This is a genomic window from Vibrio vulnificus NBRC 15645 = ATCC 27562, from assembly GCF_002224265.1.
GTDB classification, from domain to species: domain Bacteria; phylum Pseudomonadota; class Gammaproteobacteria; order Enterobacterales; family Vibrionaceae; genus Vibrio; species Vibrio vulnificus.
In genome coordinates this window covers 981,652-995,763 of record NZ_CP012881.1, presented here as the reverse complement: position 1 = coordinate 995,763, position 14,112 = coordinate 981,652, and the positions used below count along the sequence as shown (strand labels likewise).

The window sequence follows — 14,112 nt, the reverse complement described above, 5'->3', positions numbered from 1 at the left end:
TATTCAATTAATGATAGAAATACAACGACGACCTGAACCCGATCTTTCCCTCTTGCCCGACAGTGTGCCGGATATCCTCAAACGCATCTATCTTAACCGTGGTATTCAAGACATAAGCCAATTGGAAACCGCCGTCAAAGGGTTGCATTCATACCAAAAACTGCACGGAATTGAACTTGCCGTTGCGCTGCTTTTTGAGGCTATACGTGAGCAGAAGCGAATTATTGTGGTCGGAGATTTTGATGCCGATGGCGCGACCAGCTCGGCACTCTCGGTCCTTGCCCTGCGCATGCTTGGCAGTAACAATGTCGACTACTTAGTGCCAAACCGCTTTGAAGATGGCTATGGTTTGAGCCCTGAAGTGGTCGAGCAGGCCATCGCCTTGGGTGCTGAAGTGATCATGACCGTGGATAACGGCGTCTCCTCCATTGAAGGGGTGCGTTATGCCAAAGAGCATGGCTTAAAAGTGTTGGTGACCGATCACCATTTGCCCGGGCAAGTGTTGCCTGAGGTAGATGCGATGGTTAATCCAAACTTACAGACCTGCGCCTTTCCTTCCAAAGCCCTGGCTGGGGTTGGCGTGGCTTTTTATTTGATGATGGCCTTGTGTGTCCACATGCGTAAATGCGGTTGGTTTGCCGATCAAGGTATGGCAGAGCCGAAGCTGATGGAGCTGGTGGATTTGGTGGCCTTAGGCACCGTTGCGGATGTTGTGCCGCTGGATGAAAACAACCGCATTTTGGTGCACCAAGGCCTGCAGCGCATTCGCGCAGGGAAAGCACGCCCGGGTATTCAAGCGTTGATTGAAGTGGCCAAGCGTGATGCTCGTCGTTTGGTTGCGGCAGATTTCGGTTTTGCGCTGGGCCCGCGCATCAATGCCGCAGGACGTCTGGATGACATGTCGTTTGGGGTTGAATTGCTGATGTGCAACAACATCCACGCAGCGCGTCGTATGGCACATGAACTGGACGGGCTCAATCAAACGCGTAAAGAAATTGAAGAGGGCATGAAGCAAGAGGCCATGGCGTTTTGTGAACGCCTGCAGTTTGGCGAAAACAGCGAGTTACCTTATGGTTTGGCCCTTTTCCAGCGCGATTGGCATCAGGGTGTGATTGGCATTCTAGCGTCGAGAATTAAAGAGAAATATCATCGTCCGGTGATCGCATTTGCCGATGGAGGCGATGGGTATATCAAAGGATCTTGTCGCTCTATTCCTGGCCTACACATGCGCGATGCACTGGACTTGATTGATACACAAAACCCCGGTTTGATCCTCAAATTTGGTGGTCACGCCATGGCGGCGGGCTTGACCATCAAAGAGTGCGATTTTGAACGGTTTAGTCAATTGTTTGATCAACTGGTAAAACGCGAATTGGATGAAGCCGCGCTGAAAGGCATTGTGCTTTCTGATGGCGAACTCAAGCCTGAAGAGTTTTCCATGCATACTGCGGAGCTGCTGCGATCTGCGGGGCCTTGGGGGCAGGCATTTCCAGAGCCTATTTTTGATGGTGAATTTAAAGTGCTGCACCAGAAATTGGTCGGAGAAAAGCATTTAAAATTGATGCTTGAGCCTTTATTCAAAGGCCATCCAACCAACATCATGATTGACGGGATCGCTTTCAACGTCGATTTACGTCGCTGGCCCGATGCCTCGGTGAAAACGGTTCGCCTTGCCTACAAACTGGATATCAATGAGTTTCGCAACAATCAATCGTTGCAATTGATGATTGAACACATCGAAGCGCGATAACCGCCATTAAAGGAGTGAGAACGAATCTCGCTCTTTTTTTCTCTTCAGGAATCGGCAAATTTCTTCCCAATTTTTCCTGTATCTCTGTCACATTTTTGAGTAGAATTCCTCGGTTAAATTCTACTCTAAAATGTTGAGCCAACATGTTTGAAATCAATCCCATTAAAAACCGTCTACAGGACGTGTCTGAGCGCACAAATGTCCTGAGGGGGTATCTTTGACTATGACGCTAAGAAAGAGCGTCTAGAAGAAGTTAACGCAGAACTCGAACAACCGGACGTTTGGAACGAGCCTGATCGAGCGCAAGCTCTCGGTCGTGAGCGTGCGTCATTAGAAGCGGTTGTTGAAACCATTGATCAACTTGATCAAGGTGTGGATGACGTTGAAGGTTTGCTTGAGCTGGCCATTGAAGCTGAAGATCAAGAGACCTTTGATGAAATCGGTCCAGAACTTGAAGCCTTAGAAGAGAAGCTTGCGGGCTTAGAGTTCCGTCGCATGTTCTCTGGTGCACACGATTCTTCAGATTGCTATATTGACCTGCAAGCAGGTTCTGGCGGTACAGAAGCGCAAGACTGGACGAGCATGATGCTTCGCATGTATCTTCGTTGGGCTGAAGCGAAAGGCTTCAAAACCGAAGTGATCGAAGTATCCGAAGGGGATGTTGCTGGCCTTAAGTCGGTCACCGTACGTATTATCGGTGATTATGCTTATGGTTGGTTGCGTACCGAAACGGGTGTTCACCGTTTAGTGCGTAAGTCTCCGTTTGACTCAGGCGGTCGTCGTCACACTTCTTTTGCTTCTGCGTTTGTTTACCCAGAGATTGATGAAAACATCGACATCGACATTAACCCTGCCGATCTCCGTATTGACGTGTATCGTGCGTCTGGTGCGGGTGGTCAGCACGTAAACACCACCGAATCTGCGGTACGTATTACCCACGTACCAACGAATACCGTGGTTCAGTGTCAGAACGACCGTTCTCAACACAAAAACAAAGATCAAGCGATGAAGCAGCTTCGCGCTAAGCTGTTTGAACTTGAGTTGCAAAAGCAAAATGCGGAAAAACAAGCTAATGAAGACGCTAAGTCTGACATTGGCTGGGGTAGCCAGATCCGTTCTTACGTATTGGATGATTCGCGCATTAAAGACCTCCGTACGGGCGTCGAAAACCGTAATACTCAAGCGGTTCTTGACGGTGATCTGGACAAATTTATTGAAGCTAGCCTGAAATCAGGCCTTTAAGCTTTTCACCGACTAAACAGGATACATCGAAAATGACTGATGCTGTTCAAAACGAAACTGTACAAGAAGCCTCTGCACAAGAAGAGAATAAGCTCATTGCTGAACGCCGCGCAAAATTGGATCAAATCCGAAAGAGCTGCAAAGCAAATGGCCACCCAAACGACTTCCGTCGTGACAGCCTAGCTGGCGACCTTCAAAAAGAGTTCGGTGAAAAGAGTAAGGAAGAGCTAGAAGCACTTAACCACGTTGTTGCTATTGCGGGTCGTGTTATGGCCAAACGTGGACCATTCCTAGTTATCCAAGAGACTTCTGGTCGTATCCAGGCTTACGCGGACAAAGATGTACAAAAAGTACTGAAAGACAAATACCAAGGTCTTGATATCGGTGACATCATCGGTGTGAAAGGTGCGCTGCACAAATCTGGCAAAGGCGACCTATACGTAAACATGGAAGAGTACGAGTTGCTAACCAAAGCACTACGTCCACTTCCAGAGAAATTCCACGGTCTAACTGACCAAGAAATGCGTTACCGTCAGCGTTATGTTGACCTTATCGTGAATGAAGATTCTCGTAATGCATTCGTGGTACGTTCTAAAGTGATGTCTGCAATTCGTAACTTCATGATCTCTAAGCAGTTCATGGAAGTTGAAACGCCAATGATGCACGTTATCCCTGGCGGTGCGAGTGCGCGTCCATTCATCACGCACCACAACGCACTAGACATGCCAATGTACCTACGTATTGCGCCAGAGCTATACCTGAAGCGTCTAGTTGTTGGTGGTTTTGATCGCGTATTCGAAATCAACCGTAACTTCCGTAACGAAGGTCTTTCTCCACGTCACAACCCTGAATTCACTATGATGGAATTCTACATGGCGTACGCAGACTACAAAGATCTGATGGACCTAACTGAAGAACTACTAAGCTCTGTTGCTCTAGAAGTTCTAGGCTCAACGTCAATGCCTTACGGTGAAGACACGGTTGAGTTTGGTGGCACTTACACTCGTATGAGCATGTTCGAAGCAATCAAGCACTACAACCCAGACCACGCGCAAATCCAAGCGCTAACAGAAGAAGACATTCAAAACCGTGACCTAATGGTTTCTATCGCGAAATCGGTTCACGTTGAAGTAGAACCATTCTGGACATGTGGTCAGCTTCTTGAAGAGATCTTTGGTGAAACAGCAGAACCTAAGCTAATGCAGCCAACGTTCATCACTGGCTACCCAGCAGATATCTCTCCACTGGCTCGTCGTAGCGATGACAACCCGTTCTTCACAGACCGCTTTGAGTTCTTCATCGGTGGCCGTGAAGTAGCGAACGGCTTCTCCGAGCTTAACGACGCTGAAGACCAAGATGCACGCTTTAAAGCACAGGTTGAAGCGAAAGAGTCTGGTGATGACGAAGCAATGTTCTACGATGCAGACTACATCACTGCACTAGAGCACGGCCTACCACCGACTGCAGGTCAAGGTATCGGCATCGACCGTCTAGTGATGCTACTGACCAACACGCACACGATTCGTGACGTTATTCTATTCCCAGCGATGCGTCCTCAGGCGTAAGAGCAAATAGATTGAAAAACCACCTTCGGGTGGTTTTTTTTATCGAGCAGAATTCCTTTTACATCACTAAATGCTAACTGCATTCCAAGTATTAGTAATTGAGTCTAGAATTAATTAACTGTCTCATATTTGAAACAGACTTATGAATCATTAGTCTCGATAATGTAACTAACGATCGAAATAGTGAAAGGGTTGTATATGGCTACTCAGTTTAAGATGGATTCTGTACCGGGGTCATTGGTAGTGGTTGGTGGTACTTATGAGCCTTGGTTGTCCGTTTTGGAGCAGGTGGGCTGGAAGTGCCATCAATGTGCGGATTTACGCAAAGTAGACGCGCTGTTAGAAGATATTGGGCCATGCATCGGCATTGTTGACCTTAGCCATGATGAGTTCAGTCTCAATGGCATCGCTAATCTTGTGAGCACGCACAAGCACGTACGCTGGCTCGCCTTTATTCGTGAACAGCAACTCAGCTCTGACACGATTTGCCAGTTTATCGTTAACTTTTGTATCGACTTTTTCACAGCTCCTATCCCTGATGCGCAACTGCTCAGCACGATAGGCCATCAATTGGGTATGTTAAAGCTTGAGAAGAAGGTTTGGCCGACGTTTGGCAATAATCAAGATATGGGGCTTATTGGGGAATCGGTTCCTTTGAAGCGCCTACGCGATCAAATTAAACGCATTGGCCCCACCGATGTGAGCATTCTGATCAACGGAGAGAATGGCTCAGGAAAAGAAACGGTCGCTCGAGCCATTCATAAAATCTCATCGCGTGCGATGAAGCCATTCTTTTCTGTCAAATGCCGTGCAATGAGCGAGCAACGTTTTCAAGCGGATGTTTTTGGCATTGGGGCTGACGCAAATGCGGGCCCTTCAATACTAGAGCAGGCTGATGGTGGTACGGTGTTGTTTAATGACATTCTAACGATTTCCAAAACTCAGCAACTGCACCTTCTTCGTTTCTTACAAGAAGGAACGATAGAAACCTGCGATGGCATGAAGAAGGTCAATGTCCGTATTTTGACGGCGAATGCTTCCGATATTGAAAAAGCACTGATCGATGGGGATTTTAGCGAGGAGCTTTACCACTACATCAATGTGCTACGGATTAATGTGCCAAGTCTCAAAGAGCGTGCCAGTGACATCACCTTGTTGGCTCGTTACTACCTGCAAGAATACTCAAAAGAGTATAACGCGCAGGCAAAAGGCTATTCTGAAGAAGCGCTGAGAGCTTTGATGCGCTATTACTGGCCTGGCAACGTACGCGAGCTGATGAATCAGATTAAGCGTGCTGTCCTGATGTCAGATAGCGTGATCATCGATATGCCGCAATTGGATCTTCCTAAACGTGGTGATAGTAAGCGAAGCTTAAAAAATATCCGTGAGAAAAGTGAGCGCGATGCGCTGTTGCTGGTGCTGGAATCTCATTCGGGTCAGGTCTCTAATGCCGCCAAAGAGTTGGGGGTTTCACGTGCGACGATGTATCGACTACTAAACAAACACAATTTGATTTCCGAACAAACGGTGTAGCGGAATATCCTGTTTAAATCACCCAAAGCTTGAGGCCATTCTATCGAATGGCCTCAGACTGCTGACAAAGGTCTAGCTTTCGAGCTAGACCTTTGATCTAATAGGGGTATCGAAATATGGATACTCCGATATGCTTCAAGAACCGACTCCGCAACAATACGAACTGGAAATGGTGACGATGGAACAGTTAGTTCCTAAAAACCATTTAGTGCGCAAAATCGATAATGCTATCGACTTTGAATTCATTCGTGATGAAGTCGCTCATCTTTATTGTAAAGATAATGGGCGTCCACCTGTTGACCCTGTTCGTCTCTTCAAAATCATCTTGCTTGGTTATATCTTTGGTATAAAAAGTGAGCGTCAGCTCGTTAAAGAAATTGAAGTGAATGTCGCTTACCGTTGGTTCTTACGGATGTCATTAACAGAGAAAGTCATCCACGCTTCGACTCTAAGCCAAAACCGCATTCGTCGCTTTAATGGCACGGATGTATTCGAACGTATTTTTATCAATATCGTAGAGCAAGCCATGACGAAAGGCTTGGTCGCGGGTCAAGAGCTCTTTACGGACAGTACTCATCTCAAAGCGAACGCCAACAAGAATAAACACACCAATAAAGTCACGGCGGTTCGCGCGAGTGCCTATCTTGATATGCTGGATGACGACGTCGCGTTAGACCGAGAAAAAGCGGGTAAGAAGCCTCTTAAGGCTCGTGAATCAGAGTCAAAAACAAAGAATACCAAAACCAGCACCACTGACCCAGAGAGTGGCTTCATGACTCGTGATAATAAGCCACAAGGCTTCTTCTACCTCGACCATCGAACCGTTGATGGTCAACATGGAATTATCCTCGATACCTATACCACCGCGGGCAACATCAATGACTCACAGCCTTACGTTCAACGCTTAGATTACACGCTTGCTACATTCCAATTGAACCCGATAGCCGTTGGACTGGATGCGGGCTACTTTACCGCTCCAGTGGCGGAGTCACTTGAACGTCGAGGTATTCTTGGCGTGTTCGGTTATCGACGTCCATCGAGAACGAAAAATGCGTTCAAAAAGAAACACTTTACTTACGATGCGCAAAGAGACTGCTACCAGTGTCCGAATGGTCAGGCGTTGCTTTATAAAACCACGTCACGCGATGCCTACCGAGAATACCACTCAGACCCGAAAGAGTGTGCGTTCTGTCCAATGAGGGATGACTGTACTCAAAGCAAAAACATGAAGAAAGTGATTACTCGGCATATCTATAGCGATGCCGTAGAGAGAGCAAATCAAATGCGGCTTTCTTCCTATGGTAAGAAGACCTATCGACGTCGAAGTGAAACAGTAGAACGGAGCTTTGCAGATGCCAAGCAACATCATGGTCATCGTTATGCTCGCTTCCGAGGTCTAGCCAACGTGCAAATGCAATGTTGGTTGGCAGCGGCAGCCCAAAACATCAAGAAGATAGCGTTGGTGGTGAACTATCTACGAAAAATGGGCTTAAATATGGCAGAAATAAGGCAGATACTTGCTTCTGTATACCCATGTAATGAATGGGAACTTCTGCGCACGATATAACAAAAAAAAATCACGATCGCGACCTACGGTCGCTTCCAAAAAAGAACCCCACTTAAAAAGCGGGGTTCGTCATCAATCTGAGGCCATTCTATCGAATGGCCTTTTTACATTCAGATAATCATCTAATAACCTCATATTGCTAAGGTGAATATGTTATAGCCAATCAATATGAAACTGACATTTAGTAGGATGTTTTGTAATTGCTGCATTGGAGAAAAAGTGATTGATTAGCAACCGTTTTCGCTTACAATTTAACCGTAACTTTCGAGTTATACCACATCAAAACTTTAGGATTAATAAACCATTGAAGGGGGCTAACATGTTGAAATTGAATGCAAATCAACCCGTTTGTGCTCTTCGTGATGCTCATTCATCTGAGATGAGTGTGGTTATCAGCATCGGCGCTGATACCGCTATCGATGGTTAGTTAATCCGCACCCTCATTGTTATTTAACTGAGCTGCGGAAAATGGCAGCTTAGTTTGTGTCTCTCTCTACGAGTTGATCTACCCGAAAGCACGTCATTTTTCTCAGCAATCATTTTTATTTGGAGAAAAATAATGCGTCACTCTATTTATTTGAAATTAGCCACTATTTTGGTTCAAGCCGATTTAAAACGTGAAGAACGTGAATGGGCGAAACGTGTCCGTCGTAGTAGTTATGAAATTCCTTGGAACAACGCCTTCTTACTAAGAGACATTGGTTTAGATGAAGGTGGTCGAGCGAACCCAAACACCACTCCGGATGAAGTCAAAGTCGCGCGTCGAATCCGTCATATTCGCCGTGTGCTTAGTGCGCGAATACCGACGTAATCGAAAGGGCTGTAACCTTGGTGGTTACAGCCCGCAATGTTATGGGCATGGATTGGAGTAGGTGGTACCAATCTGCTGTATTTTATTTAACACCTCATCTTCTAACTTGACATTGAGACTCTCGATATTGGCTTTAAGCTGATCGAGAGTCGTTGCACCAATGATATTACTGGCGACAAATGGGCGTTGATTAACAAAAGCCAGCGCCATTTGCGCGGGATCCAAACCGTAATCTCTGGCGAGTGAAACATACGCGTTGGTTGCTTCTAGCCCTTGTGGGGTAAAGTAGCGCTGAAAACGCTCAAAGAGAGTACAGCGAGCGCCTTTTGGGCGAGCGCCATCGAGGTACTTACCGCTTAACGTGCCAAACGCCATCGGAGAGTAGGCAAGCAGTTGAACGCCTTCGTAGTGGCTAATCTCGGACAAGCCAACTTCAAAGCTGCGATTGAGCAAATTGTATGGATTTTGAATCGAAACAATTCTTGGCAAGTCGTGTTTTTCGGCTAAACGCAGTAAGGTCATTACGCCCCAAGGGGTTTCATTAGACACGCCTATATAACGTACCTTTCCCGCTTTAACGAGTTCATTCAGTGCTTCTAGCGTTTCAATGAGCGTCACTTCTTCTTGCGTATCGGGATAAGGGTAGTTGAGTTGACCAAAGCAGTTGGTTTGACGCTGAGGCCAATGCAATTGATAGAGATCGACATAATCGGTCTGCAGGCGCGTCAGGCTATCATCGATCGCTGTGTGAATATGGCGTCGGTTTAAGCTCATGTTGTCGCGAATATAGGGAACATTGCGAGGGCCAGCTATTTTTGTGGCGATGAGGACTTTTTCGCGTTTGCCACTTTTGCTCAGCCAATTGCCGATAAACTGCTCCGTTAACCCCTGACTTTGTGCTTTTGGTGGTACCGGATACATTTCTGCAGTATCAATAAAATTAATACCTTGAGCGACCGCATAATCGAGTTGTTCGAAAGCGTCTTGTTGAGAGTTTTGTTCACCAAAGGTCATGGTTCCAAGGCAAAGTTTGCTGATCTCAAGCGTGGAATGGGGCAGCTTAGTGTATTGCATGGCACTTCCTTGTTAATTGGATTTATTGTCGGTTACCTATTGTTCAACATCTTATGCCGACTTAACGCCCAGGAGAAGATGCAATATCATAATTGATAATTTCATCAACTTAAGAAAGCTTCTCTCGCTCTATCAGATTGATCATGGATTACACTTAGAGCCTAATGGACAAATTGCGAAATCGGGTTGAGGTAGGCTATGCAGAAACATCAATTGGATCTTTGGCTACACAGTAAACATCATGATCATTATGTGCCGCCTAAAATGTTCGTAATAGGTTGCTCTGATGCCAATGAGTATCTGTTGGCCATAGAATACAAACATCACCTTGAGCCTATTAAACAAGGGGAGGAACTGATGCATTTCTCGTCTTTGGATTTAGTGAAAGAAGAATTACTGAAATTGGGTGTGGAGAAAGCGTATCTTCGTTTGCATAACGTTTACGAAGAAGTTGGTAGTGACCGATTGGCTTCTTACTATGACATTGAACTGCAACTTACTCCTCATTGAGTAATGAGTTGAAGGCATTTTGCAAAATCTGAGCGGTAAACTGAGTTCGTAAATAAAATCCCCGCGGCAGTGTTTTAATCGGTTTTCCGTTGATGTTATACGCTTCGGTGAGTGCTTTGCTGTTAGCGGCTTTTGGTCTGAGATGAAGAGCCACGCCATGTCGGGCCGAAATTTGATCAAATTGGCCAAATACGATCATCTCCATCAATTCTTCCCAGTCATTTTTGAGTAGTATTTCTTCATCGTCATTGGGAGACCAAAGCAGTGGTGTACCGACATGACGCTCTGCCAGTGGGATTTCTCGCTCCCCTTCAACCGGAATCCATAACACACGAGAGAGTTTGTTGCGCACATGACTGGTTTCCCACGTTAATCCATGCACACCCGTCAGTGGTGCTACGCAGACAAACGTCGTTTCAAGCGGTTTGCCGCTATAACTGACGGGAATACTTTTTAACTCAATACCAAGATCGGAAAAATCCTGCTGTGGTTTACTGCCAGCAGGCGCACCTAAGTGCCACTCAAGCAGTTGCCCCACCCAACCTTTGTCGCGTTTGAGATCCAGAGGAACGTCCATATTTGCCTCTTCTGCCAATTCGGCGAAGCTACAACCTGCAATTTGATTCGCTCGTTGGAGCAGTTCTGCTTCTGTTTGTGGAATGGGTTTCATAACCAAGGCCGTAATAATGGGAAAGCGATATGGTAACAAAGAATCGGATCGAAGCGATACGATCAAGGATCATCATTGCTGGTGTTTTGATCTATTAATAAGTTATCCACAGAATAGAGCGCTCTCTAAGGTAAAAAGTAAAATCATGGATCAATAAACAGTATGTGGTAAGTGATATTTTGCTTGATTTTTGGTGATGTTAGTCAATTTAAAAACTTTGTGTGTGGATAAAATAAGCATTGTATGATCTTTGACCGATCTGTTTGTGGTCAAAAGATCATCAAGGTTTAATTTGCTGGTGGAACTGATTTGTGTTTTTAATTTATTGAATATTAAAAGCTATTTTTTATTTTTGGAAAGGGGACGTGTTTGTCATGGATTGATGATGAATCTGTCATTGACGAAAATAAGTTATTCTTCACAAAGTTATTCACAGAAAAGGTGAATAAATGTGGGCTGTGTCTCAAACTTGTGTTGATAACTGTTTTTGTGCTGAAAAGTTATTCAATTGGGTCTGAAACACGATAAATCTTAGCTATATCACATCAGTAAGTTTGCTACTGTTGGGGATATGTGGAAAAATCACTGTAATAAAAAACTTATCTTAGAGGTTAGCCAGTGATAGATGGCGATGGTTACCGGCTAAATGTTGGTATAGTGATTTGTAATAACCATGGTCAGGTCTTCTGGGCTAAGCGATACGGGCAACACTCTTGGCAATTTCCTCAAGGGGGGATTGATGATGGTGAGACTCCGGAACAAGCAATGTTTCGAGAGTTGTATGAAGAAGTCGGTCTAACGCACAAAGACGTTAAGATCATTGCGAGCAGTCGTCATTGGTTAAGATATAAACTACCAAAAAGACTGGTTCGTTGGGACTCTAAGCCTGTTTGTATCGGCCAAAAGCAGAAATGGTTCCTTTTGCGTCTTGAGTGCGATGAATCCAAGATCAATATGCAAAAAGGTAGCTCTCCTGAATTTGATGGTTGGCGTTGGGTTAGCTATTGGTATCCTGTACGTCAGGTGGTTTCATTTAAGCGAGACGTTTATCGCCGAGCGATGAAGGAATTTGCATCGTTAGCCATGCCTTTTCGCGAACGTAAATTGAAAGGTAAAAAAGTTAAACGAAGAGGGTAACCATGCTGAGTCAACTCAGGGAGATAGTTGAAAAAGTTTCTCGTGTCGAGGATGTTCACCAAGCATTGAATACATTGGTACGAGAAACTTGTACAGCATTGAGCACAGAGTGTTGCACGATTTATCTGGCGAATGAAGAAAGGCAACGGCTAGAGTTAATGGCAACGCAAGGCCTGACTTTTCATGGCGACAGTATTCACATCCAGTTTGAAGAGGGCTTGGTTGGCTTAGTGAAACGCAGCGCCGAGCCTCTTAACTTAGCCGAAGCCTCGAAGCATCCCGCATTCAAATATTTTCCTCAGTTAGGCGAAGAAACGTATCACTCGTTTTTAGGCGCGCCGATCATCCATCGTAAAAAAGTATTGGGCGTACTGGTTATCCAGCAGAAAACACCACGACTTTTCAGCGAGATGGAAGAATCCTTCCTAGTCACTTTATCCGCTCAGTTAGCCGTCATCATTGCGCATGCACAAAGTCTTGGCCATTGGTCATTGGCATCTAAACCTGCTGCAGTGCAGGGTATTGCCGCTTCAAGTGGGGTCGCAATTGGTGAGTTTTGGTATGACAATTCACAACCGATATTGTCGGAGGTGTGCCCTGCCTCGACACTCGATAAAGAGCGAGAGCAAGAGTGGCTCGCCGTTGCAATTGAAGCTGCGTTGGCGGATTTTCGCCGTATGCGCAAAAAGTTCGACAGTGAAATCAATAAAGATGCGCTCGCCATATTTGATCTCTTCACGCACTTGCTGAACGATCCTATGTTACGCACAGACTTGAAAAAGCACGTGGAGCGAGGAGATCGCGCGGACTGGGCATTGCGTCAAGTGGTCGAAAGTTATTCCAGTCGTTTTGCGCGAATGTCAGATGTTTACCTGAGAGAGCGAGCGCATGACATTCGTGAGTTGGGCCAGCGTTTATTGTTCTTTTTACACAACAGTGAGCAAGAGCAGCCAAGAATTGAGCGACCGGTAATTCTGGTTGCCAATGAACTCACCGCTTCACTTTTGGCGTCAGTACCGAAAAAATACCTGTTGGCAGTGGTGGCATTAGAAGGCGCGGCGAACTCCCACGCTGCGATTTTATCCAGAGCGCTAGGGGTGCCCGCTGTCATGGGAGCGAGCCTGAATCTGGAAGAGGTGCATGGCAAGCAGGGGATCGTCGATGGCTACTCCGGTGAGATTTATATTCAGCCTAATCGCCAGATTTTGCGTGAGTACCGCAGCCTTGTAACGGAAGAGAGTGAATTGTTCGCGATGGTGAACAAGGAGCTTGCGCTGCCTGCGAAAACTCAGGATGACGTCGACGTAGAGGTATTACTCAACGCAGGCTTGAGTGCCGACAGTAATATCGCGATCAACGCTGGTGTAGATGGTGTGGGATTGTATCGCACTGAAATTGCTTTTCTCTTGCAACATCGTTTTCCTTCTGAGGATGAGCAATATCAGCAATATCGCGCTATTTTGAGTAGTTACCCTCAGCAGCGTGTGGTGATGCGCACCTTAGATATTGGCGGTGATAAACCGCTGCCTTACTTGCCTATTGAAGAGGATAACCCCTTTTTAGGCTGGCGTGGGATCCGTTTTACCTTAGATCATCCAGACATCTTTCTTATCCAGTTACGGGCGATGTTACGAGCCAGTGCTGAGTATGGCAATTTGAGCATTCTCTTGCCGATGATTTCTGGTGTCGGAGAGCTTGATGACGCCATTCGTTTGATTCAGCAAGCTTATCATGAGGTCGTGTTGCTTGATGAACGCGTCGTGATGCCACAGATTGGCGTGATGATTGAAGTTCCCTCGATGGTCTATTTGATTCCATCGATTGCTCAGCGCGTGGATTTTGTCTCGGTGGGGACAAACGACTTAACGCAATATTTATTGGCTGTGGATCGGAACAACGCACGGGTTTCTGATGTCTATGAATCGTTGCACCCAGCGGTCTTGCAAGCCCTGCAGCAGATTTACCAGCAGTGTGGACAATACCACTTACCCGTTTGTATTTGTGGCGAGTTAGCGGGAGACCCATTTGGCGCATTACTTCTGCTTGGTTTGGGTTACCGCAGTTTGAGCATGAACACCTCAAACGTCGCGCGGATCAAATATTTGATTCGCCATAGCCAATTGAGCGATTTACAAGCCTTATCTCAACAAGCTTTGTCGCTTTCTTATGGCAAGGATATTCACCAGTTGATGCGGGATTATTTTATTAATCATGATTTTGCCGGTTTTATCCGCGCAGGTAAGAAGTAGGTTG

Annotated in this window: 11 protein-coding genes; 9 read left to right on the top strand and 2 right to left on the bottom strand. The window is 45.9% G+C overall.

Going from position 1 to position 14,112, the window contains the following annotated elements:
• Positions 1-10: 10 nt before the first annotated feature.
• From recJ to AOT11_RS04490, 6 genes are all read left to right on the top strand, one after another.
• Entirely contained in the window at positions 11-1,750 is a 1,740-nt protein-coding gene (recJ, locus tag AOT11_RS04515; RefSeq protein ID WP_017421341.1) for a single-stranded-DNA-specific exonuclease RecJ, read from the top strand.
• A 143-nt stretch (positions 1,751-1,893) separates the two neighbouring features.
• Positions 1,894-2,992 (top strand): peptide chain release factor 2 gene (gene prfB, locus AOT11_RS04510; RefSeq protein WP_096325347.1). Its coding sequence is split into 2 segments (ribosomal slippage): positions 1,894-1,968 and positions 1,970-2,992, totalling 1,098 coding nucleotides; the frame shifts between segments, so codons are not numbered across the junction.
• A 32-nt stretch (positions 2,993-3,024) separates the two neighbouring features.
• Positions 3,025-4,557: a lysine--tRNA ligase gene (gene lysS, locus AOT11_RS04505; protein ID WP_017421342.1), complete on the top strand. Its 1,533-nt coding sequence runs from the start codon at positions 3,025-3,027 to the stop codon at positions 4,555-4,557.
• Between the two features lie 198 nt (positions 4,558-4,755).
• Positions 4,756-6,090 (top strand): cyclic-di-GMP-binding transcriptional regulator VpsR, encoded by a 1,335-nt coding sequence (gene vpsR / locus AOT11_RS04500; RefSeq protein WP_026050495.1) that lies wholly within the window; start codon positions 4,756-4,758, stop codon positions 6,088-6,090.
• A gap of 130 nt (positions 6,091-6,220) precedes the next feature.
• Positions 6,221-7,657, top strand: a complete 1,437-nt coding sequence (locus AOT11_RS04495; protein WP_017428762.1) for an IS1182 family transposase — start codon at positions 6,221-6,223, stop codon at positions 7,655-7,657.
• Positions 7,658-8,216: 559 nt separating this feature from the next.
• Positions 8,217-8,468 (top strand): hypothetical protein, encoded by a 252-nt coding sequence (locus AOT11_RS04490; protein WP_011078612.1) that lies wholly within the window; start codon positions 8,217-8,219, stop codon positions 8,466-8,468.
• A 39-nt stretch (positions 8,469-8,507) separates the two neighbouring features.
• Here AOT11_RS04490 and AOT11_RS04485 read toward each other — a convergent pair whose 3' ends face one another.
• Entirely contained in the window at positions 8,508-9,542 is a 1,035-nt protein-coding gene (locus AOT11_RS04485) for an NADP(H)-dependent aldo-keto reductase (protein WP_017419728.1), read from the bottom strand.
• A 198-nt stretch (positions 9,543-9,740) separates the two neighbouring features.
• Between AOT11_RS04485 and AOT11_RS04480 the strand changes: the two genes are divergently transcribed.
• Positions 9,741-10,052, top strand: a complete 312-nt coding sequence (locus AOT11_RS04480; RefSeq protein WP_017419727.1) for a DUF6482 family protein — start codon at positions 9,741-9,743, stop codon at positions 10,050-10,052.
• Here AOT11_RS04480 and mutH read toward each other — a convergent pair.
• Positions 10,039-10,722, bottom strand: a complete 684-nt coding sequence (gene mutH / locus AOT11_RS04475) for a DNA mismatch repair endonuclease MutH (RefSeq protein ID WP_026050209.1) — start codon at positions 10,720-10,722, stop codon at positions 10,039-10,041. The two genes, AOT11_RS04480 and mutH, sit on opposite strands and share 14 nt — an antisense overlap.
• A 618-nt stretch (positions 10,723-11,340) precedes the next feature.
• Here mutH and rppH point away from each other — a divergent pair.
• Positions 11,341-11,859 carry an RNA pyrophosphohydrolase gene (gene rppH, locus AOT11_RS04470; protein ID WP_011078608.1) on the top strand — a complete coding sequence of 173 codons (519 nt, stop codon included), beginning with the start codon at positions 11,341-11,343 and terminating at the stop codon, positions 11,857-11,859.
• A gap of 2 nt (positions 11,860-11,861) precedes the next feature.
• A complete protein-coding gene (gene ptsP, locus AOT11_RS04465; RefSeq protein WP_017419725.1) occupies positions 11,862-14,108 on the top strand; it encodes a phosphoenolpyruvate--protein phosphotransferase in 2,247 nt (748 codons plus the stop codon).
• Positions 14,109-14,112 lie beyond the last annotated feature (4 nt).

Coding starts and splice junctions, on each gene's coding strand:
- ptsP (WP_017419725.1), top strand. CDS start 11,862: ATGCTGAGTCAACTCAGGGAGATAGTTGAAAAAGTTTCTCGTGTCGAG.
- AOT11_RS04490 (WP_011078612.1), top strand. CDS start 8,217: ATGCGTCACTCTATTTATTTGAAATTAGCCACTATTTTGGTTCAAGCC.
- AOT11_RS04480 (WP_017419727.1), top strand. CDS start 9,741: ATGCAGAAACATCAATTGGATCTTTGGCTACACAGTAAACATCATGAT.
- vpsR (WP_026050495.1), top strand. CDS start 4,756: ATGGCTACTCAGTTTAAGATGGATTCTGTACCGGGGTCATTGGTAGTG.
- mutH (WP_026050209.1), bottom strand. CDS start 10,722: ATGAAACCCATTCCACAAACAGAAGCAGAACTGCTCCAACGAGCGAAT.
- recJ (WP_017421341.1), top strand. CDS start 11: ATGATAGAAATACAACGACGACCTGAACCCGATCTTTCCCTCTTGCCC.
- AOT11_RS04485 (WP_017419728.1), bottom strand. CDS start 9,542: ATGCAATACACTAAGCTGCCCCATTCCACGCTTGAGATCAGCAAACTT.
- AOT11_RS04495 (WP_017428762.1), top strand. CDS start 6,221: ATGCTTCAAGAACCGACTCCGCAACAATACGAACTGGAAATGGTGACG.
- lysS (WP_017421342.1), top strand. CDS start 3,025: ATGACTGATGCTGTTCAAAACGAAACTGTACAAGAAGCCTCTGCACAA.